The organism is Mycoplana sp. MJR14 (assembly GCF_029210525.1).
In the GTDB taxonomy this organism is placed as follows: Bacteria; Pseudomonadota; Alphaproteobacteria; order Rhizobiales; family Rhizobiaceae; genus Mycoplana.
The window spans coordinates 38,529-59,028 of the sequence record NZ_JARGEO010000006.1 but is presented as its reverse complement, the minus strand read 5'-3'; the positions used below and the strand labels follow the sequence as shown (position 1 = coordinate 59,028).

Here is a 20,500-nt window from a genome sequence, read left to right as displayed (position 1 = left end):
TCCGACATTTCTCCGACTCCGGCCGGGATGCTGCCGTCATTGCCAAACGCCTTGCCCGGCCCTATGACACCGATCATGAAGAAGATAGACGAAGAAGCCCTCGCCGAAGCCTATAACCGCGCGCTCGCCCTGGAGAAGTCCGGGCAGTTCGACGCCGCCGCGGCGGCCTATCGCGAGGTTCTGGCGCTCGACCCGGAGGACCACGGCGGCGCCGCCGTGCGTCTCGCCTCGATGCGCCGCGGCGAGACGCCGGAAAAGGCACCCGACGCCTATGTGGCGACCCTGTTCGACCAGCATGCGGAGGTCTTCGAGGACGTGCTCGTCGACCAGCTCGGCTATGCCGTCCCGGTGCTGGTGCGCCAGCGCCTGCAGACGCTGGAACTCGGGCCGTTCGGGCGGATGCTCGATCTCGGCTGCGGCACCGGCCTCACCGGCGGCACGCTGCGTGACATGGCCGAGAACATCACCGGCGTCGACCTGTCGGAGAACATGGTCGAGGTCGCCCATGAGAAGGATCTCTACGAGACGCTCTACGTGGCCGAGGCCGTCGATTTCCTCGACGACAACGACGACGAGCCGTTCGACCTCATCACCGCGACCGACGTGCTCCCCTATGTCGGCGCGCTCGAGCCGCTGTTCTTCGGCGCCGCCGACAACCTCAACGCCGGCGGCCTGTTCGTCTTCTCGTCCGAGACGCTGCCCGCCGAAGCTTTTGCCGGCGGTGGCTTCGTCGTCGGCCCGCACCAGCGCTTCGCCCATGCCGAAAGCTACCTGCGCGACCGCCTGGAGGCCACCGGCTTCGACCTCGTCGAAATCACCGACATCACCGTGCGGATGGAAGAAGGCGACCCCATCGCCGGCCAACTCGTCATCGCCCGCTACCGCGGCGAGGCATAGGCGACAGCCCCTTCCCCATGCCGCCCTCCACCCGGCGACGGCGCTCTGCCTCGGCAGCGCTCTGCGCTGCTCGCTGTCTCGCGGTCGCGCCTTCATGCGAGCCGCAGCCCGAGCATGCGGTGGCGTCGCCTGGCCTTCCGCCTCGCCGCCGATTCGGCTAAACCCGTCGGCGACGATCACAGGAGTAGGAAGCATGGCAAACGTCGCATTCATCGGGCTCGGCGTCATGGGCTATCCCATGGCGGGCCACCTCAAGGTCAAGGGCGGTCATGACGTCACCGTCTACAACCGCACCTTCGCAAAGGCCGAGAAATGGGCGGCGCAATTCGGCGGCAAGGCGGCGCGGACGCCGGCTGCGGCTGCGAAGGATGCCGACTTCGTGTTCATCTGCGTCGGCAACGACGACGACCTGCGCCAGGTGACGATCGCCGAGGACGGGGCGCTGGCCGGCATGAAGCCCGGCGCGATCCTGATCGACAACACCACCGCCTCGGCCGAGGTCGCCCGCGAACTCGACGCGGCCGCTCGGAGCAAGGGCTGCGGCTTCATCGACGCGCCGGTCTCCGGCGGCCAGGCGGGCGCCGAGAACGGCGTGCTCACCGTCATGTGCGGCGGCGACGCGGCGACGTTCGAAAAGGCCAGGCCGGTCATCGAGGCCTATGCCCGGATGGTCGGGCTGATGGGGCCGTCGGGTGCCGGCCAGCTCACCAAGATGATCAACCAGATCTGCATCGCCGGCCTCGTCCAGGGCCTGGCCGAGGGCATCCATTTCGGCAAGCGGGCCGGCCTCGACATCGAGAAGGTGGTCGAGGTGATCTCCAAGGGCGCGGCCGGCTCTTGGCAGATGGAGAACCGCCACAAGACGATGAACGAGGGCAAGTACGACTTCGGCTTCGCGGTCGACTGGATGCGCAAGGACCTCGGCATCGTGCTGGCGGAAGCCAAGCGCAACGGCGCCCGCCTCCCCGTCACCGCCATCGTCGACCAGTTCTACGGCGACGTGCAGGACATGGGCGGCAACCGCTGGGATACCTCGTCGCTGCTGGCGCGGCTGGAGCGGAAGTAGACGAAAACCGATACCCGGCAGTGCGCACAGGCGCTGCCGGGTCAGGACCTCGGGTCGACAAGGGGCGCCGGATGCGGCGGACCTCAGTCCTCGGCGGACTTCTGGTTGTCCACCATCATGTAGTCGAGCGGCAGCTCGGTCGTGTACTTGATCTGCTCCATGGCGAAGCTCGAGGAGACGTCGCGGATCTCGATGCGCGCGATCAGGCGCTTGTAGAAGGCGTCGTAGGCGGCGATATCGGGCACCACCACCCGCAGCAGGTAGTCGACGTCGCCGCTCATGCGGTAGAACTCGACCACTTCCGGAAACTCCACCACCACTTCCGAGAACCGCTTCAGCCACTCCGTCGAATGCGAACTCGTACGGATCGACACGAAGACGGTGACCTTCGTGTTGACCTTGACCGGGTCCAGCAGGGCGACGCGCCGGCGGATGACGCCGTCCTCTTCCATCTTCTGGATCCGCCGCCAGCACGGCGTCGTGGACAGACCGACCTTCTTGGCAAGATCCGCAACGGCCAGCGTCGAATCCTCCTGCAGCAGACGCAGGATCTTGCGGTCGAGACGGTCCATGGATACTCCCTTCATTGAAACGAATTTCCTATTTGAACCAGTCTTACGGCAAAATAAAGAACGATATTTCAGCCAATCAAGGTTTTCACCCGCTTTCGCAACTCCGGCAGCAGTTCGTCCTCGAACCAGGGATTGCGTTTCAGCCAACCGCTGTTGCGCCAGCTCGGATGCGGCAGAGGCAAGACCGGAACGCCGGCTACGCCCTCCAGATGACGCCGCCAGGCCAGCACGGTCTCAGTCATCGAGCGCTCCCGCTGCGCGCCGAGGTGCCAGGCCTGAGCATACTGGCCGACCGCGAGCACGAGGCGGATCTGCGGCATTGCGGCCATGGCGGCGGCCCGCCACTGCGGCGCGCATTCCCGCCGCGGCGGCAGATCGCTGCCCGCGGCGTCGTAGCCGGGGAAACAGAACCCCATCGGCACGATCGCAAACCGGTCGGGATCGTAGAATTCCTCGCGGGAGACCTGCAGCCAGTCGCGCAGGCGGTCGCCCGAGGCGTCGTTGAACGGCAGGCCGGTCTCGTGCACGCGCAGGCCCGGCGCCTGCCCGGCGATCAGGATGCGCGCCCGGTCGGAAAGGACGACGACGGGACGCGGTTCGTGCGGCAGCCGGAAGGCGTCGCCGCCCTGCGGCGCATCGCGACAGATCCGGCAGCGGGCGATCGCCTGCCGCAGCGCCTCGATCCCGGACCCGTCAGCCGCGGCCGCCGTCACGGCAGCCTCCGTCAGCCGAGCCCGAAAAAGCGCAGAATGGCACCCAGATGGCTTTCCACCGGCACATGCGGCTCCTCCTGCGGTCGGCCGTGCCGCCGCCGCCAGTCCTGCGGGCGGTCGAACGTGCTGCTCCACAGCCCCTTGCCCTCCTGGCGCGCCTGGCTCTCGGCCTCCGCATAGTCGCCATAGGACACGGCCAGGCCGTCGCGTACCATCCGCTCGCCGACATCTTCCTCGCCGATCCGGCATCGGGCAAGCGTGCGATCGTACTTGTCGGTGCCGATCAGGCTGCAGGCAATCGCGCCGCGCCGCAGCATCTCGGCCAGGTGCGAGCGCGCGGACGCGCCGCAATACCAGTCCGCCTCGCCGCGGCTGCAGATCTGCGTCAGTTCCGGCGCGTCCATGCCCGACAGGCGGATCCGGCGGCCGTCCACCGTCAGCGTGTCGCCGTCGGCAGCCCGCGCCGTCCCTGCGAACAGCTCCGGCGCCGGTCGATCGTCGAGGCGCAGGGCGATCAGCGCCATCAGCGCCAGGATCGCCGCGGTGACGACGAGGTCGCCCCACCTCCTGCGATAGACAAAACTGTAACCCACCATCGTATGCACCCTTGGCGTCCGCCCGGTCCGGCCATCATGCCGCGTTATGCCATACCGCCGGGGCCTGTCCGCCCCGACGCTGCGCATGCGCTTTCCGATCCTGCAGCGAACCGGAAGTCATGCGCGAAATCAAAGTCTTGCTGCTGTCTCTGTCAGCCTGCCGCACCTCCCCCGAAAGGCCCGCGCGGCTTTTTGGCCTTAGCGTCGAAATGGTTCGCAAATCGCTAATGCCCGGCAGCATCTTCTTAAGAATTCCACCATAGACTTCATATGCTAACCGCAACAGTTGCACAGGCCATGGGTCCCGGCGTCAGTACCACGACCGACAAGATCATCGTCGACCGATCGCGCAGCCACAGGAACAGGGCTGTCTCGCGCGCCGTGCGCGCGACCCGCGAGCGGCTGCAGACGGCCACGGGGACGTCGCCGGCCTTCGAGCGCGACATGCTGCTGCTCTATATCGACGCGGTGCTGAACGGCGCGCTGGTCATGCCGCTCCTGGTCTTCGCGATCACCGGCCTCGGCCTCTACCTGACCCGCGACCCGGCCTTCATCGCCTGGGGCCTGCTGGCGCTCAGCCTGCATGCGATCAGCATCCTTCTGGCCAAGCACGTGCGCAAGAATGGCCTCGAGCCCGAGGAGGTCCGGCGCTGGCACCGGCTCCTGCTCGCAGCCCAGGTGCTGATGGGGGGCGGCTGGGCCGTCTTCGCCCTGCAGCAGTGCGACGCCTGCGGCGGAAACAGCTTCGATTTCTACAAGGGAACGGTGCTGCTGGTCGTGCTCTGCGTCACCTCGATCGGCGCGCTGATGCTGCGCAACGCCGTGCTCTACGCGTTCCTGCCGACGGTCGCAGCACTCGTGTACAACGCCACGCGCAAGCCGGAGCCGATCGTGCTCGGCATGACGGCGTTCATCTCCGTGGCCCTCGTCTTCCTGGTCTTCATCACCAAGCGCATGCGCCAGACGAGCCGGCAGCTGCTGTCGTTCCAGTCGGAGAAGGACGACCTGATCGCCGAGCTCGAGGTGGCGAAATCGATGTCGGACGAGGCGCGCCGGCGCGCCGAGGAGGCCAACCTCGCCAAGTCCCGCTTCCTCGCCTCGATGTCACACGAGCTCCGGACGCCGCTGAACGCGATCCTCGGCTTTTCCGAGGTCATGAGCACGGAGGTGCTCGGGCCGCTGAACAATCCGGTCTACAAGGAATACACCGCCGACATCCACAATTCCGGCAAGCACCTGCTGAACCTGATCAACGAGATCCTCGACCTGTCGCGCATCGAGGCCGGCAAGTACGACCTCAGCGAGGAGGCGATCCGGCTGGTCGACATCTGCGAGGACTGCATCGGCATGGTGCAACTGCGCGCGCGCGCCAAGAACATCTCGATCGGCGAACAGTTCGAGACCGACATGCCGGACGTGTGGGCCGACGAGAAGGCGATGCGCCAGGTGGTGCTGAACCTGCTCTCCAATGCCGTCAAGTTCACCCCGCAGGGCGGCGAGATCACCGTCAAGGTCGGCTGGACCGCCGGCGGCGGGCAGTACCTGTCGATCCGCGACAACGGACCCGGCATACCGGAGGAGGAAATCCCGATCGTGCTTTCGGCCTTCGGCCAGGGCGCGATCGCGATCAAGAGCGCCGAGCAGGGGACCGGCCTCGGCCTGCCGATCGTCCAGGCGATCCTCGCCAAGCACAATGGCGAGTTCATCCTGAAGTCGAAGCTGCGCGAGGGAACCGAGGCGATCGCCATCCTGCCGGCCAAGCGGGTGCTCCAGAGCCTGCCGCCGGTCGAGGAGATCAAGACCGTGGCGCCGCGCCGCCGCAGCTTCGCCTGAGGCCGACGCGCCGTCAGACGAAGTGCGAGAAGATCACCACATAGGCCGCATAGACGGTGTTGGCGACGATCAGGCAGAAGCAGGCGAACGAGCCGAGGTCCTTGGCGTTGCGGCCCATGTCCGAGATTTCCGGCGACACCCGGTCGACGATCTCCTCGATCGCCGTGTTGATCGCCTCGAAGGCCATCATCAGCAGGAACAGGATGCTCATCGCCACATACTGGAAGAGGTTGGCGCCGGTGGCGACGAAGCCGACCATGACGGCGCCGAAGGCCAGAAGCTCGTGGCGGAAGGCGGCCTCGCCGAGAAGCCGCCGGGCACCGCCGAGCGAATAGCGCGCGGCCGCCGCCAGATGGCGGAGCCCCTTGTGCTTCTTCACCGGGCTCGTGTCGATCCTGCCTTCAGCCATGGTCATCGTTTTCTCTCGCTGGCGGCTTGCGCGCCATCGCCCTCACATAGTGTCCACATCATGCCCGCAAAGAGCAAACAATGAATTGCATCGCGCGGCCCGCCTCGCCGCCGAGGCGGGTTCCGGCCCGGCCCCTTAGGAAGCCTCGATGGCGGAATGAAGGCCGCAGGCGCCGTCGGCCCGGGCCTTTCGGCGCGCCGGGCCTGCGGCCGCCGTCCGCAACGCCCGGACGAACCGGATCGGCTCGGACCGCCTGCCGCTACGCCTTGTTGCTGACGCCGGCCTGAACGAAGGTCGCCATGCCGCTGTGGCAGGCGGCCGCCGCCTTGACGATGCCGGCGGCGAGCGCGGCGCCGGTGCCCTCCCCGAGCCGCATGCCGAGCGCCAGAAGCGGCGTCTTGCCAAGCTTCTCGACCGCCCGGATGTGGCCCGGCTCGGCCGAGACGTGGCCGATCAGGCAGTGGTCGAGCGCGGCCGGGTTCGCCGCCTTGAGCACGGCGCCGGCGCAGGTCGCGACATAGCCGTCGATGATCACCGGCACCTTCTGCATGCGGGCTGCGAGGATCGCGCCGGCCATGGCGGCGATCTCGCGACCGCCGAGGCGGCGCAGCACCTCGAGCGGATCGGAGAGATGGTCCCTGTGCAGGGCGACGGCCTTCTCGACCGCGGCGACTTTGCGCGCCAGCACCTCGCCCTCGGAGCCGGTGCCCGGCCCGACCCACTCGGCGGCCGTGCCGCCGTAGAGCGCGAGGTTGATGGCGGCGGCGATCGTGGTGTTGCCGATGCCCATCTCGCCGATGCACAGGAGGTCGGTGCCGCCGGCAACGGCCTCCATGCCGAAGGCCATGGTGGCGGCGCAGTCGCGCTCCGAAAGGGCCGCCTCCTCGGTGATGTCGCCGGTCGGATAGTCGAGCGCCAGGTCGAACACCTTCAGGCCGAGGTCGTGGGTGACGCAGATCTGGTTGATGGCCGCGCCGCCGGCGGCGAAGTTCTCCACCATCTGGGCGGTGACGGACGGCGGAAAGGGCGTCACGCCCTGCTTCGTCACGCCGTGGTTGCCGGCGAAGATCGCCACCAGCGGACGGGTGACGGCCGGCGGCCGTCCGGTCCAGGCGGCGAGCCAGAAAGCGATCTCCTCCAGTCGGCCGAGCGCGCCGGCGGGCTTCGTCAGCTGGGCGTCGCGCTCGCGCGCCGCCACCAGCGCCGCCGAGTCCGGTCCCGGCAGGTTGCGCAGCAACTCACGAAAATCATCGAACGGCAAACCGCTGGCACTCATTGGAGAATTCCTCGTATTCTGCTTCCATGGAAGGGTCGGTCGCCTCCTCTTAGAGATCGGCAGCGGATCCGACAACCGTATTTGCGCCGGTGCCTGTCGCCGTTTCGGCATGCCGGGTGCGACGAATGCGCTAGGGTTTGCAATCGTCAATCGGCAAGGCGTTCCGCCGGTTCAAACAGCGTCGGATAGCGGCCGGCCGGCGGCCGCCGCAGCCGAATCCGTCGGCCGATTCGGCCGCCGGCGGCTCCGTCGGACCGGTTCCGAATCGCAGCGGCACCCTCTAGGATGCCGCCCGCCAGCCGGACGCGACGGACGCGACTTCGGGGCGACATCATGGAATGCGGCGGGGAGACTGCAGGTGGACATCCGCGACTACATCGACGACGTGGCCCGCTCCGTGGCCTTCCTCTCCCGCATCCGCGTGCCGCAGCGCCACTTTGCCGGCCATGACGGCCGCCTGTCGGCCACCGTCCGCGCCTTTCCGGTCGCCGCCGTCCTGATCGTCCTGCCGGCGGCGGTCCTGCTCGGCATGCTGCGGATGCTGGACACCGCGCCGCTGTTCTGCGCCTTCGTCGTCCTCGCCGTGCAGACCCTGCTCACCGGGGCGCTGCACGAGGACGGCCTGTCCGATGCCGCCGACGGCCTCGGCGGCGGCCGCGACAGGGAGAGCGCGCTTGCGATCATGAAGGACAGCCGCGTCGGCTCCTACGGCGTCGCCGCCCTGATCTTCTCCTTCGGCCTGCGCGCCTCTGCGCTGGCTGCGATCATGCCCTCGCTCTCCCCGGTGTCGGCCGCCCTTGCGCTGCTCGCCGTCGCCGCCTGCAGCCGGGCGGCGATGGTCTGGCACTGGGACACGCTGCCGGCGGCAAAGCGCGACGGGGTCGCCGCGACCGCCGGCGCGCCGGAAACCGCAGCCGTCCAGGTCGCGCTCGCCTCCGGGGCGACGCTCACCATCCTGTTCCTGCTGCCGGGCGTCTCGCTCCTGGGCATCGCCTCGGTGGCGCTCGCCGTCTGTGCCGCGGTCTTCGCCTTCACCGATATCGTCCGCGACAAGATCGGCGGGCATACGGGCGATACGATCGGGGCGAGCGAGCAGCTGGCGGAGATCGCCGCCCTCGGCGCCCTTGCGCTCGCCCTTTGAGCTTCCGATATTGGTCTCAGGAGTAACCGGGAGCCACGATGGAATCGCCCTGCATTCTCGTCTGTTCGATCGACGACGTCACCGGCTACTGTTTCGGCTGCGGCCGCACGCGTCAGGAAATCGGCGCCTGGGTCCAGTACAGCCCGGAAGAACGGCGCGCGCTGATGGCGATCCTGCCGGAGCGGCTGTCGACCATCGAGCGCAGGCCGCGGCGGGAGACCCGCCGGGCACGCATGGCGCGGGAGCGCGGCGAGGCATGAGGTTTTGGATTCTTCTCGGTGTGCTCGGCTTCGGCCTGGCGATGCTGCTCTGGAACCATCAGGACGGCCGCACCTTCGGCCTCGGCAATGACGATTTCAGCCGGATGATCCAGCTTTCCGCCCTCGCCGCGCTGCTGGCCACCGGCTTCGTGGCGACCCGCGGGCGCATGAGCGAGACGCTGCGCAACGCCGCCTTGTGGCTCCTGATCATGCTCGTCTTCGTCGCGGGCTACGTCTATCGCGACGACCTGAAATCCGTCGCCGAACGCGTGAGCGCCGGCCTGGTGCCGGGCCGGGCCGTGGTGACGACCGGACCCGCCGGCGAGCAGATTCTGGTGCTGCACAAGATGGACCACGGCCACTTCCAGGTCGACGCCCGGATCAACGGCAAAAACGCGAGTATGCTGGTCGACACCGGCGCCAGCACGGTGGTGCTGTCCTACGGCGATGCCGAGCGCCTCGGGCTGCAGCCGGAGACGCTCGATTTCAGCTTGATGGTGTCGACCGCCAACGGCACGGCGGTGGCCGCGCCCGTCCGCCTCGTCAGCCTCGCCGTCGGCCCGATCTTTCGGCGCGACGTTCGCGCCATGGTCGCCGGACCCGGAAAACTGGACCAGAGCCTGCTCGGCATGAGTTTCCTCGGCACGCTCGGCTCGATCGAGATCCGCGGCGACGAACTGCGCCTGCGCGACTGACGAAGATCCCGGGAAGCGATCGGCTCCCCGGGACCTGCCGGCAAAGGTATTTCGGCCCGACGGGCGCGATCGTCAGGCGACCTTGCGTTGCGCAGCCGCACCCTGTTCGGCCAAGGTGCCGGCGGTCCGGAACTGGCTGACCAGTCCGAAGAGCGCTTCCGCCTCATCGGCCAGCCCCTTGCTGGCGGTCGCCGATTCCTCGACCATCGAGGCATTGCGCTGGGTGCCCTGATCGATCGCAGCCACGGCCTCGTTGATCTGCTGCAGGCTCAGCGACTGCTCGCGGCTCGCCTGCACGATGGCGCCGACGTTCTCGTGCACGCGCGTCACCTGGTCGGCGATCCGCTCCAGCGCCTCGCCCGCCTGGCCGACGAGACCGACGCCGTCGCGGACGTGCTGCTCCGACACGCCGATCAGCGACTTGATCTCCTTGGCCGAGTTCGCGGCACGCTGGGCGAGGTCGCGGACTTCCTGCGCGACGACCGCAAAACCCTTGCCGGCATCGCCGGCGCGCGCCGCTTCCACGCCGGCATTGAGCGCGAGCAGGTTGGTCTGGAAGGCGATGACGTCGATGACGCCGATGATGCCGGCGATCTGGGCGGACGACGCCTCGATCTTCGACATCGCCTCGACCGTCCGGCGCACCACCTCGCCCGACCGGTCGGCACTGGCCTTGGCGTCGGCGACGAGCGTGCCGGCCTCGTTGGCGCGGGTCGCGGTCTCGTTCACCGTCACCGTGATCTCGTTGACGGCGGAGGCCGTCTCCTCGACGGCGGCCGCCTGCTGCTCCAGCTGGCGCGACAGGCCCTCCGACGTCATGCGGATCTCCTGCGAACCGGAGGCGATGACGCCGGCATTGTCGGTGATCGCCTGGACCGCCGTGCGCAGCCTGCCGACCGAACCGTTGAAGTCCCGGCGCAGCTTGTCGAGCGACGGAATGAACGGCGTCTCCAGCGTCTGCGCCAGGTTGCCCTCGGCCAGTTCCCGGAGGCCGTCGCCGAGCTCGTTGACGGCGCGGACGCGTTCGCTGACGTCGGTCGCGAACTTCACGACCTTGAACACCCTGCCGTTCATGTCGAAGATCGGGTTGTAGGAAGCCTGGATGTAGACCTTCCGGCCACCCTTGCCGAGGCGCATGAACTCGTCGGCCACGAATTCGCCCGCGCCGAGCTTCTGCCACATCGCCGCATAGGCCGGGCTTGCGACGTGATCCGGGTCGCAGAACATCGAATGATGGCCGCCGACGATCTCCTCGAGGCGATAGCCGAGTGCTGCGAGGAAGTTCTGGTTTGCGGTGAGGATCCGCCCGTCGAGCGAAAATTCGATCGTCGCCTGGGCGCGGGAGATAGCGTCCAGCTTGCCGGCATCCTCGGCGCTCTTCAGCTTCGACGCGGTGATGTCGGTCGCGAACTTGACGACCTTGTAGGGCGTGCGGCCGCGGAAGACCGGATTGTAGGATGCCTCGATCCAGACCTCGCGCCCGCCCTTGCCGAGCCGGCGGTACTGCTGGCGGTCGAATTCGCCGCGCCCGAGCCGTTCCCAGAAGGCGCGATACTCCGCGCTGGCGGCGAACTGCGGATCGACGAACAGGCTGTGGTGCTGTCCGACGATCTCGGAAAGCGCGTAGCCCAGGGCCTGGCAGAAGTTCTCGTTGGCCGTGAGGATCTTTCCGTTCATATCGAATTCGATGATGGCCTGCGACCGGTCCATGGCGCTCAGGATGGCCCGAGCGTCGGCACCGCGGCCACGCGTAAGCAACGACATTGCTATGCTCCAGTAATGAGGGGGAGATGCAGGACAGGGACATATGCGGCAACACTCATGTTACCGTAGCGGGCACGCGATTGCACCATATGTCTAGACACAAGGCGTTGACATTCGATTAAGGCTGCGCAAACGCCTTCGCGTATGTCGCTGAAATCATCATCTTTTTAGCGTGGTCACATGTTCCTGCCGCTTCGGCCGACGGCGCGCATGCGCCTATGCTCGCAGAACGGGCATAAGCGCATGCAATCATAGATGGAAAAAGCGAAAAGCTTCCGTCAGTTCTTGAGCTTGTATCCGGTCCGGAAGATCCAGGCGGTGACACTGAGGCAGGCGGCCAGGAAGGCCACGACGATCGCCAGGCTGATCCAGGGATTGACGTCGGCGATCTCGAAGAAGCTCCAGCGGAAGCCGGAGACGAGATAGAGGACCGGGTTGAAGTGGCTGACGGCCTGCCAGAAGGGCGGCAGCATGTCGATCGAATAGAAGCTGCCGCCGAGAAAGACGAGCGGCGGGACAACCAGCATCGGAATGATGTTGAGCTGCTCGAAGTCCTTCGCCCAGATGCCGATCATGAAACCGAACAGGCTGAAGCTGACCGCCGTCAGCACGAAGAACAGCACCATCATCACCGGATGGGCGATGGTGATGTCGACGAACAGCGATGCCGTGGCCAGGATGATGGTGCCGATGATCAGCCCCTTGGTCGCGGCCGCGCCGACATAGCCGATGACGATCTCCACCGTCGAGATCGGCGCCGACAGGATCTCGTAGATAGTGCCGGTGAACTTGGGGAAGTAGATGCCGAAGGAGCCGTTGCCGATGCACTGGTTCAGCAGCGTCAGCATGATCAGCCCCGGCGCGATGAAGGCGCCGTAGGGCACGCCGTCGATCTCCTGCACGCGCGAGCCGATCGCCGCCCCGAAGACGATGAAATAGAGCGAGGTGGAGACGACCGGCGAGACGACGCTCTGCATCAGCGTGCGGCGCGTGCGCGCCATCTCGAAGGCGTAGATCGACTTGATGGCCTCGATGTTCATTTCGCTTCTCCGACCAGTTCGACGAAGATGTCCTCCAGCGAGCTCTGCTCGGTGGAGACGTCCTTGAGCCGCAGCCCCTGCTCCGCCAGTGCCGAAAGCAGGCCGGTGATGCCGGTCCGCTCGCTCGCCGTGTCGTAGTCGTAGACGAGCGACTGGCCGCCGTCGCCGAGCCGCAGGCTGTAGGCGGAAAGCGCGTCGGGCACCGCCGACAGCGGCTCGGAAAGCTCGACGGTCAGCTGCTTGCGGCCGAGCTTCTTCATCAGCTCCGCCTTGTCCTCGACCAGCAGGATCTCGCCGCGGTTGATGACGCCGATCCGGTCGGCGATCTCCTCGGCCTCCTCGATGTAGTGCGTCGTCAGAATGATGGTGACGCCGGTCGCCCGCAGCCGCTCCACGAGCTGCCACATCTCCTTGCGCAGCGTCACGTCGACGCCCGCTGTCGGCTCGTCGAGGAACAGCACCTTGGGCTCGTAGGACAGCGCCTTGGCGATCAGCACGCGCCGGCGCATGCCGCCGGAAAGATGGCGCAGCACCGTGTCCTTCTTGTCCCACAGCGACAGCTCGCGCAGGATCTTCTCGATCAGCGCCGGATCCGGCTTCCTTCCGTGCAGGCCGCGCGAGAAGGCGACCGTGTTGAAGACCGTCTCGAAGGCGTCGAGCGTCAGCTCCTGCGGCACCAGCCCGATGATCTCGCGGGTCCGGCGGAAGTCCTTCACCACGTCGTGGCCCGCGACCGTCACCCGGCCGGAGGACGGCGTGACGATGCCGCAGACGATCGAGATCATCGTCGTCTTGCCTGCGCCGTTCGGCCCGAGCAGGGCCAGGATCTCGCCTTCCTCGATGTCGAGGCTGACACCCTTGAGCGCCTGGAAGCCGCTGGCGTAGTTTTTCGTCAGGTTTTCGATGCGAACGATGGGCGCCATGGGGTAGGACCGTCAGAATGGAAGGCGGAGGGAATGCCGGCGGGCGCCGGGCTGCATCGCCCCTCCCAAAGCGGATGCCGCGGCAATATGGGATGGCGGGGCCGGGTTTTCATCCCCGCCGGTGAAAAAATATCCTATCAGCCGTAGATGCTGTAGAGGAAACGCGCGCCCACGAAGAGCAGGAACAGTCCGAAGGCGATCTCCAGGTGCCGCTTGCTCAGCGCATGCGCGATGCGCACGCCATAGGGCGTGACCACCAGCGCGATCGGGATGATCAGAGCCACGGCGATCCAGTTGATGAAGCCGGTGGAGAACGGCGGCAGGCCGGGATCGCCCCAGCCGGCCCAGATGTAGCCGAAGATGCCCGGGATCGAGATCAGCACGCCGACGCCGGAGGACGTCGCCACCGCCTGGTGGATCGGCCGGCCGTAGAGCGTCATGTAGGTGTTGTTCAGCACCCCGCCGCCGATGCCCATCAGACCCGACAGCGTGCCGATGACGACGCCGGCGATCCAGCGCCAGGGGTTCTTCGGCAGTTCGCTGCCGAGCCGCCAGTGCGGCTGGTCGAGCAGCATGCGCAGCGCGAACAGGATGGCGATGACGACGAAGATCAGCCGCAGCCCTTCCGAGGAGATATAGGCGGCGATCACCGAGGCGAGGATGGCGCCGGCCGGCAACGCCACGATCCAGCCCTTCAGGAGCTCCATGTCGACGGCGCCGCGCTTCCTGTGGGCGGTGAACGACCGCAGCGAGGTCGGCACGATGATGGCGATCGAGGTGCCGACGGACAGGTGCATGCGCACCGCCTCCGGTACGTCGAGATAGCCGAACACCTGGTAGAAGACCGGAACGAGGATGGCGCCGCCGCCGATGCCGAAGATGCCGGCCAGCAGCCCGGACACGACGCCGGCGGCCGCGATCGCCGCTGCAAACAGCACGAGGTCGGCGACAGGCGGCATGGGCTACTCCTGATTGCTGAAGCACTGTGTGAAAATCGACTCGACGGGCTCTAACTGTCACGAAACGGTGATCGTTTTCAATCACTGTGGATCACGAGGCAGGAAGCCGCCGCTGCGTCGCCCGGGCGCTTTCCGCTCGCAATGATTGCGACAGCGCCTCGCCCCCGCAGTCCCCCTGCCGGGGCTGGACGGATGGATGAACCATCCGCAATTCCTGCGCCGCCCTTGCGGGATCCCCTCCCGCCGGGCCCTGTATCGAGTTGGCGTGGCGACGCACCCTAGACGCGCACTTTGGCCGGCTTTCGAGCCGGTCCTTTTTTGTCCGGCCCCCTCCGTCCGGCTCTACAGGCTGCAGTGCCGGTAGCCGGACTTGCGCATGCGCAGGTCGAAGTGGAAATGGTCCTTGTGGAAGCGGTCGCTGCCGGGGCCGAGCACGGTGGTGAAGTACTTGCAGCTGTCGGTGCGCACCGCCTTCAGCAGGCCCTTCTCGCGGAAGGCGAAGAAGCCCTTCTTGCGGATCAGGATCTCCTTGCCGCTGTTGAGCACGATCTTGCCGACGTCGATGGCGTTGCCCCTGGCGTGCTCGGACATGGCCGCGCCGCGCTGCGAGTTCATCGTGCGGCAGGAATAGGACGACATCTGGTGGATCGACTTGACGCCCGAGACGTAGCGCAGCCGCGCCGAGGGCGCGAGCTCGTTCTTCACCCATTTGGCGAAGGCCTCGGTGATCTGGCAGTTGACCTGGGCGGCGGGCCGGATCTGGATGCCGCCGGACAGCCCCTGCAGCTCGATCGGGTAGGCGATGCCGCAGGAGCGGCCCTTGCCGATCGACGGCAGGTCGCGGAACTTCACCCCCAGCCGCTGCAGCCGCTGCCGGCAGGCCTTCTCGGCCGCCGGCATGCCGCCCCGGCTCTCCGGCACCGACATCGGATTGTCGAAGCGCGGGATGAAGGCGACCTGCTGGTCCTGCTGGACGCCGCGGGCGCCGGCGGGGGCCGCCGGCGCCGCCATCTCCGCCTCCGTTTCCGGCAGCGGCAAGGGTTCCGGCTGCGCCTGCTGCTGATCCTGCGGCTGGCCCAGTTGCCGCGGGTCGTCCGAGCCGATGCCGTCGACGACCACCTGCGTGGCATTGCCCTCGGCGATCTCCTCGGCCTGCGCCTCGGCGAGCCCCTGGATCGCCTCGCCCTGGCCGACGCCGAGGCCCTCGTCCATGTTGATCCCCTCCTGCGGGATCTGCAGCACGCCGCCGGCGGATGCGACCTGCGCGCCGCCCGTCCCCCCCAGCGCCTCGTCGCTGTCGATCTTCGGCAGGCGTCCCTGTTGTCCGCCCTCAAGGGGTGCCCCCGCGCCGTCCGGTGCGCTCTCCGTCGGCCCGCCGAAAGCGCCGGCGCTGTCGATGGCGCTGACCGGCGCCTCGCCGGCGGGATAGGCCGCATAGGGATCGCCCGCCTCGCCGGGATCGCCTGCGGCACGCCGCGGCGGCGGCGCCCCCGTCGGCCTTATGGCGTTGACGGTGCTCTCGCCGTCGACGCTCCCCGGCGGCGTCAGATCGCCCGAACAGGCGGCGAGCAGAAGGGCCGCGGCGAGCGCGACCGGCCGCGCCGGTGAGAAAGCAGACGTGATACTCATGACCATTCCCGTTCCGCCTGTGCCCGCCGGCCGGACGACCGATCCGCAAGCCTGAAAGTCCGGGCATGGTGCCGCCCCCGAATGTCCGCATTCGGGACGAAGGCGGACGACGGCGCATGCGTCGGGCTAGCGCCCTGCAAAACAAGAAAATTTTAGGCCCGCAGGGTAAACGAAGGGTTTCCGGCCGCCCCGCGCGATCGCCTGCGCCGAGCCCGCGGCGGGCCCGGAAAACGAAGAAGGCCCCGGCGGTTCGAGCCGGGGCCAGTCGAGATTGAAGCCGTCTTTTCCGATCTCCGCCGGGTCGGGGCGCGCGCCTTCCGGCGCCGCATCGGCCAGGCCGGCCGCGCCCGCCTCAGGCGGCCCGCGCCCGCCCGGTCGCCGATTGCGCGGCGAGCCGGAAGCGCTGCAGCAGCGCCCGCAGCTCCTCGCTTTCCTGCGACAGCGTCTGGCCGGCCGCGCTCGTCTCCTCGACCATCGCGGCGTTCTGCTGGGTCATCTGGTCCATCTGGTTGACGGCGGTGTTGACCTCCGCAAGCCCGACCGACTGTTCGCGGGCGGCCGTGGCGATCAGCTGCACCTGGTCGTTGACCTGATGCACCAGCTGTTCGATCTCGGCCAGCGCCTCGCCGGTGGAGCGCACCAGCGCCACGCCGTTGCCGACCTCGGTCGCCGAGTTGCCGATCAGCCCCTTGATCTCCTTGGCGGCATTGGCCGAGCGCTGCGCCAGTTCGCGCACCTCCTGCGCCACGACCGCAAAGCCCCGGCCCGCCTCGCCGGCCCTCGCCGCCTCGACGCCGGCGTTCAGCGCCAAGAGGTTCGTCTGGAAGGCGATCTCGTCGATCACGCCGATGATCTGGCCGATGCGGTTGGAGGCCTCCTCGATCCGTCCCATCGCCGCGACCGCCTCGCGCACGATCGCGCCGGAGCGGCCCGCGCTCTCCTTGGTCTGCCCGACCATGCGGCTCGCCTCGGCCGCCCGGTCCGAGGCGCTGCGGACGGCGGCGGTGATCTCGTCGAGCGCTGCGGCCGTCTCCTCAAGCGAGGCCGCCTGCTGCTCGGTGCGCTGCGACAGGTTGTTGGCCGCAGCGGCGATGCCGCCGGCATTGCCGTGCACGACGTCGGTCGAATGGGCGATCGCGCCGATCACGCTGTTCAGGGCCTCGGCCGCCTGGTTGAAGTCGGCGCGCAGCTTGGCATATTCCGGGGCGATCGCGTCGATATGGGCGGAAAGGTCGCCGCGGGCGAGTCGCTCGAGCGCGCTGCCGACGGTGTCCATCGCGTCCAACTGCGACTGCGTGATCGCGCGCTGCCGGCGCTCGCCCTCGTTGCGCTCGGCATCGATGCGCTGCTGCTGCTCGCTCTCGCGGATGCGCAGCTCGGCGCGTTCGCGCACGGAATCGCGCAGCACCGACACCACCCGGGCCATGTCGCCGACCTCGTCGCGCCGTTCGGTGCCGGGCACCTCGCCGGACACGTCCTCCTGCGCGATCGCCTGCATGGCGGTGTTCAGCCGTGCGATCGGGCCGACGACGCTGCGGACGATCGCAAAGGCGACGAGCACGATCGCCACCGCGCCGATCGCGAGCCAGCCGGCCATCGAGAGCGCGTTGCGCTGGAACATCGCCGCCAGGTCGTCGGCGTAGACGCCGGTGCCGACCACCCAGCCCCAGGGCGCGAAACCGGCCACGTGCGAATATTTCAGCACCGGCTCTTCGGCGCCGGGCTTCGGCCAGTAGTAGTCGACGAAGCCCTCGCCCTTCGTCTTGGCCACGGCGGCGAATTCGCGGAAGATGAACTTGCCGGTCGGATCCTTCATGCCCGACTGATCGGTATTGTCGAGCTCCGGCTTGATCGGATGCATGACGATGCGCGAATCGAGGTCGTTGATCCAGAAGTAGCCGTTGTCCTCGTAACGCAGCGACCGGACGGCATCCTTGGCGCGCGCCTGCGCCTCTTCGCGCGTCAGCGCCCCGGACGTTTCCTGGCCATGGTAGAATTCGAACAGCTTCACCAGGTTCTGGTCCATCGCGCGCAGCTTGGACTTGCGCTCGGCGACCATCGCGTCCTGATAATGAAACAGCGTGTAGACCGAAACGGCCGAAAAGACGGCGAGCGCCAGCCCGACGAGCAGATACAGTCTGGCGGATATCTTCAACTTGCTCACAATGATCCCCCTCAAACACGGCAGATGACGCTGCCGGCCCAGGTGCCGATCTTTGTCGCGACAAGTTAAATTCGACTAAATTACGATGTACCAATTTCCATAATTCTCGCCCTTCTCCGGGTGCGCCGCGCGGCCCGGCCCGGACTTCGGGCGCCGCTGCCCTTTCTCTCCGGCCGCCTCTGGTCTACATCGGTTGCGAACACGGAGTAACGATTCATGACCGAGAACGCCTCACCCCTGGGACAGCTGACGCTCCGGACGCTGGCGATGCCCGCCGACGCCAATGCCGCCGGCGACATCTTCGGCGGCTGGGTCATGGCGCAGATGGACCTTGCGGCCGGCATCCGCGCCGCCGAGCGGGCGCATGGCCGCGTCGTCACCCGCGCCGTCCGCGAGATGGCCTTCGAGCTGCCGGTCAAGATCGGCGATACCATCAACGTCTATACCGAGATCGTCGCGGTCGGCCGCACCTCGATCACGCTGCTGGTGGAGGCCTGGGCGCGCCGCTACCTGACCGGGCGGCTCGACAAGGTGACGGCGGCCACCTTCGTCATGGTCGCGCTCGACCGCGACGGCCACCCGACGGCGGTGCCGGCGGAGTAGGCGCGCGCTTGCGGAGTGCCGTGACATGGACCTGCCGGTTCGCAGCTGACATTCTGCGACCGGCCGGGACGCGCGAATCGGTCGCAGGGATGCAAGGATGAACCGGCGGATCGGCGGATCCGCCACGACCGGAAAAGTCCGATGGAGCAGCCAGTCCCCGATCCGGCCCTCTTCACCCATGTGCGGATCGTCATCGGCATGGTCGTCAGCCTGTCGCTGGCCCGGCTCCTGACCGGCCTCGCCTCCTTCGTCCAGCATCCCGGCAAGACGCGCGTCTACTGGATCCACCTCGGCTGGGTGCTGTCCCTGCTGCTGTTCCTGCTGCATTTCTGGTGGTGGGAATTCCGGCTGCAGGCGCTCACGGTCCTCGATTTCGCCGTCTACCTGTTCCTGATCGGCTTCGCCTCGCTGTTCTTCTTCCTCTGCGTCCTGCTGTTTCCGGCATCGATGGAGGAATATGGCGGCTACGAGGACTACTTCATGTCGCGCAAGGGCTGGTTTTTCGCCTTCCTGGCCCTGGCCTATGCGGTCGACCTCGCCGATACGGCCATCAAGGGGCGGCCGTATTTCGAATCCTTCGGCTACGAGTACCCGCTGCGCAACGTCGTCTACATCGTGCTGTGCGGCATCGCGGCCCTGACCGCCAGCAGGCGGTTCCACGCCACCTTCGTCTCCCTCGGCCTCGTCTACCAGCTGAGCTGGATCTTCCGCGCCTTCGACATCATCGATTGACTTCACATGGCCGATGGCCTCAGCCGCGCAGGTAGCCGGCCTTGCGGTCGAACGTCAGGCCCGGGAAGATCGCATCGTCGATCGCCCGCGGCGACACGTCGAACTGCTGGTAGAGCATGGCCGCGGCCAGCTGGCGCAGATCCGTGGTCGGCATCAGGTCGCGGTCGTCGAGCAGCGCCGTGCCGCCGAGCCCGGGCCAGGTGCCGTAGACGCGGCCGCCGGCCACCGCCCCGCCGGCGATGATCGCCAGGCCGCCGGTGCCGTGGTCCGTGCCGCCGGAGCCGTTCTCGCGCGCCGTGCGGCCGAACTCGGTGATCGCCAGGATCGCCGTCTTCCGCCACACCTGCGGCGGCAGGTTGTCCTTCAGCGTCAGGATCGCCGTGCACAGGTCCTTCACCGGCCGCCGGAAGGTGCGCTCCTGGCCGATATGGGTGTCCCAGCCATTGACGGTGAAGCTCGCGATACGGTGCTCGCCGGACAGCATCCCGGCGGCGAGCTCCGCGACCGCGGCGATGCCCGCCTCCCGCTTGGCGTCGCCGTAGATGCGATCGGCGAACATGTCGGTGTCCATGGCGTCGCTCATCGCCGCGGCGAACACCGGGTCGTTGCGATAGAGCCGCACGAACGCCATCTGCTCGTCCCCGGCCATGTCGAGGTCGGCGCGCGTCGACCAGACGTCGACCGGATTGGGCCCGGTCAGGATGAGCTCGGAGGTCGTGGTCACGTCGATCGCCCTGCGCTCGGCGCTGCGGGGGATGCTGGCGATCGCCCGGTTCAGCCAGCCGGTGCGTTCGTCATGCAGGGCCGCGCCGCCGCTTTCCAGCATGTCCTGCCCGTCGAAGTGGCTGCGGCCGGAGCGGTAGGGCGTCGAGATCGCATGCACGAAGCCGAGCTCGCGCGACCGCCACAGCGGCATCAGGGCCGCGGCGTCGGGATGCAGGCCGAAAAAGCCGTCGAGGTCGAGCAGTCCCCGCTCCGGCGCCAGGGCGAGCTTCGGCCGGAGTGCGGGCAGCGCCGGGTCGCCGTAGGGCTGCACCAGCGCCAGCCCGTCCATGGCGCCGCGCAGCACGATCGTCACCAGCCGGTTGTCGCCGGGGACCGCGGCGAAGCTCACCGGCGTGATCACCGGCGAGGCCGCCAGGCAGCAGGCTGCGCCGAGCAGGGTGCGCCGGCTGATATCGTTCGTCATCGCTCGGTCTCCTCGGCACCGCGCCCGGCGGTGCGAACC

General features: G+C 67.8%; 20 protein-coding genes. 8 read left to right on the top strand and 12 right to left on the bottom strand.

The features are described 5' to 3' along the window. Positions 1-63 precede the first annotated feature (63 nt). Entirely contained in the window at positions 64-897 is an 834-nt protein-coding gene (locus tag P0086_RS15510; protein WP_275787128.1) for a methyltransferase, read from the top strand. Positions 898-1,090: 193 nt separating this feature from the next. Continuing rightward, positions 1,091-1,963, top strand: a complete 873-nt coding sequence (locus P0086_RS15505; protein WP_275787126.1) for an NAD(P)-dependent oxidoreductase — start codon at positions 1,091-1,093, stop codon at positions 1,961-1,963. Between the two features lie 83 nt (positions 1,964-2,046). On the opposite strand, the gene P0086_RS15500 is transcribed toward P0086_RS15505, so the two are convergent. The 3 genes from P0086_RS15500 to P0086_RS15490 all read right to left on the bottom strand — a co-directional run bounded on the left by P0086_RS15500 (position 2,047) and on the right by P0086_RS15490 (position 3,844). Beyond that, positions 2,047-2,535 carry an Lrp/AsnC family transcriptional regulator gene (locus P0086_RS15500; protein ID WP_112600703.1) on the bottom strand — a complete coding sequence of 163 codons (489 nt, stop codon included), beginning with the start codon at positions 2,533-2,535 and terminating at the stop codon, positions 2,047-2,049. A 68-nt stretch (positions 2,536-2,603) separates the two neighbouring features. Then, positions 2,604-3,248, bottom strand: coding sequence for a uracil-DNA glycosylase family protein (locus P0086_RS15495; protein WP_275787123.1), 645 nt, complete (start codon positions 3,246-3,248; stop codon positions 2,604-2,606). An 11-nt stretch (positions 3,249-3,259) separates the two neighbouring features. Further along, complete coding sequence (locus P0086_RS15490) at positions 3,260-3,844, bottom strand: thermonuclease family protein (RefSeq protein ID WP_275787120.1); 585 nt, start codon at positions 3,842-3,844, stop codon at positions 3,260-3,262. Positions 3,845-4,141: 297 nt separating this feature from the next. Here P0086_RS15490 and P0086_RS15485 point away from each other — a divergent pair, with 297 nt between their 5' ends. Beyond that, positions 4,142-5,677 (top strand): HAMP domain-containing sensor histidine kinase, encoded by a 1,536-nt coding sequence (locus P0086_RS15485; protein WP_148178548.1) that lies wholly within the window; start codon positions 4,142-4,144, stop codon positions 5,675-5,677. Positions 5,678-5,690: 13 nt separating this feature from the next. On the opposite strand, the gene P0086_RS15480 is transcribed toward P0086_RS15485, so the two are convergent. Together P0086_RS15480 and cobT are read right to left on the bottom strand one after the other, a co-directional pair. After that, entirely contained in the window at positions 5,691-6,092 is a 402-nt protein-coding gene (locus P0086_RS15480) for a diacylglycerol kinase (RefSeq protein WP_112600481.1), read from the bottom strand. A gap of 253 nt (positions 6,093-6,345) precedes the next feature. Continuing rightward, entirely contained in the window at positions 6,346-7,362 is a 1,017-nt protein-coding gene (gene cobT, locus P0086_RS15475) for a nicotinate-nucleotide--dimethylbenzimidazole phosphoribosyltransferase (RefSeq protein WP_148149846.1), read from the bottom strand. 358 nt (positions 7,363-7,720) lie between these two features. Here cobT and P0086_RS15470 point away from each other — a divergent pair, with 358 nt between their 5' ends. Genes P0086_RS15470 through P0086_RS15460 form a run of 3 tightly spaced genes read left to right on the top strand, consistent with a single transcriptional unit; the run spans position 7,721 to position 9,458 of the window. Next, positions 7,721-8,503, top strand: coding sequence for an adenosylcobinamide-GDP ribazoletransferase (locus P0086_RS15470; RefSeq protein WP_275787116.1), 783 nt, complete (start codon positions 7,721-7,723; stop codon positions 8,501-8,503). Positions 8,504-8,541: 38 nt separating this feature from the next. After that, entirely contained in the window at positions 8,542-8,763 is a 222-nt protein-coding gene (locus P0086_RS15465) for a DUF1289 domain-containing protein (protein WP_112600698.1), read from the top strand. Then, positions 8,760-9,458, top strand: a complete 699-nt coding sequence (locus tag P0086_RS15460; RefSeq protein WP_275787114.1) for a TIGR02281 family clan AA aspartic protease — start codon at positions 8,760-8,762, stop codon at positions 9,456-9,458. The genes P0086_RS15465 and P0086_RS15460 overlap by 4 nt, the downstream gene beginning before the upstream one ends. A gap of 72 nt (positions 9,459-9,530) precedes the next feature. On the opposite strand, the gene P0086_RS15455 is transcribed toward P0086_RS15460, so the two are convergent. The 6 genes from P0086_RS15455 to P0086_RS15430 all read right to left on the bottom strand — a co-directional run bounded on the left by P0086_RS15455 (position 9,531) and on the right by P0086_RS15430 (position 17,937). Next, entirely contained in the window at positions 9,531-11,222 is a 1,692-nt protein-coding gene (locus tag P0086_RS15455) for a PAS domain-containing methyl-accepting chemotaxis protein (RefSeq protein WP_275787112.1), read from the bottom strand. Positions 11,223-11,500: 278 nt separating this feature from the next. Further along, positions 11,501-12,262: an ABC transporter permease gene (locus P0086_RS15450; RefSeq protein WP_112609822.1), complete on the bottom strand. Its 762-nt coding sequence runs from the start codon at positions 12,260-12,262 to the stop codon at positions 11,501-11,503. Beyond that, complete coding sequence (locus tag P0086_RS15445) at positions 12,259-13,185, bottom strand: ABC transporter ATP-binding protein (RefSeq protein ID WP_275787108.1); 927 nt, start codon at positions 13,183-13,185, stop codon at positions 12,259-12,261. Before P0086_RS15445 ends, P0086_RS15450 begins: the two co-directional genes overlap by 4 nt. 137 nt (positions 13,186-13,322) lie before the next feature. Further along, positions 13,323-14,144 carry a sulfite exporter TauE/SafE family protein gene (locus tag P0086_RS15440; protein WP_112600694.1) on the bottom strand — a complete coding sequence of 274 codons (822 nt, stop codon included), beginning with the start codon at positions 14,142-14,144 and terminating at the stop codon, positions 13,323-13,325. A 342-nt stretch (positions 14,145-14,486) separates the two neighbouring features. Next, positions 14,487-15,773, bottom strand: coding sequence for an extensin family protein (locus tag P0086_RS15435; protein WP_275787105.1), 1,287 nt, complete (start codon positions 15,771-15,773; stop codon positions 14,487-14,489). A 352-nt stretch (positions 15,774-16,125) separates the two neighbouring features. Continuing rightward, positions 16,126-17,937, bottom strand: a complete 1,812-nt coding sequence (locus P0086_RS15430; RefSeq protein ID WP_275787102.1) for a methyl-accepting chemotaxis protein — start codon at positions 17,935-17,937, stop codon at positions 16,126-16,128. A 216-nt stretch (positions 17,938-18,153) separates the two neighbouring features. Between P0086_RS15430 and P0086_RS15425 the strand changes: the two genes are divergently transcribed. Together P0086_RS15425 and P0086_RS15420 are read left to right on the top strand one after the other, a co-directional pair. After that, the gene (locus P0086_RS15425) at positions 18,154-18,540 is read left to right on the top strand and encodes an acyl-CoA thioesterase (protein WP_112599919.1); all 387 of its coding nucleotides are present in this window, start codon (positions 18,154-18,156) and stop codon (positions 18,538-18,540) included. 141 nt (positions 18,541-18,681) lie between these two features. Next, complete coding sequence (locus P0086_RS15420; protein WP_112609812.1) at positions 18,682-19,272, top strand: hypothetical protein; 591 nt, start codon at positions 18,682-18,684, stop codon at positions 19,270-19,272. A gap of 19 nt (positions 19,273-19,291) precedes the next feature. Here the strand turns inward: P0086_RS15420 and P0086_RS15415 are convergent, their stop codons facing one another. Next, entirely contained in the window at positions 19,292-20,461 is a 1,170-nt protein-coding gene (locus tag P0086_RS15415; protein ID WP_275787097.1) for a DUF1501 domain-containing protein, read from the bottom strand. Positions 20,462-20,500: the final 39 nt, after the last annotated feature.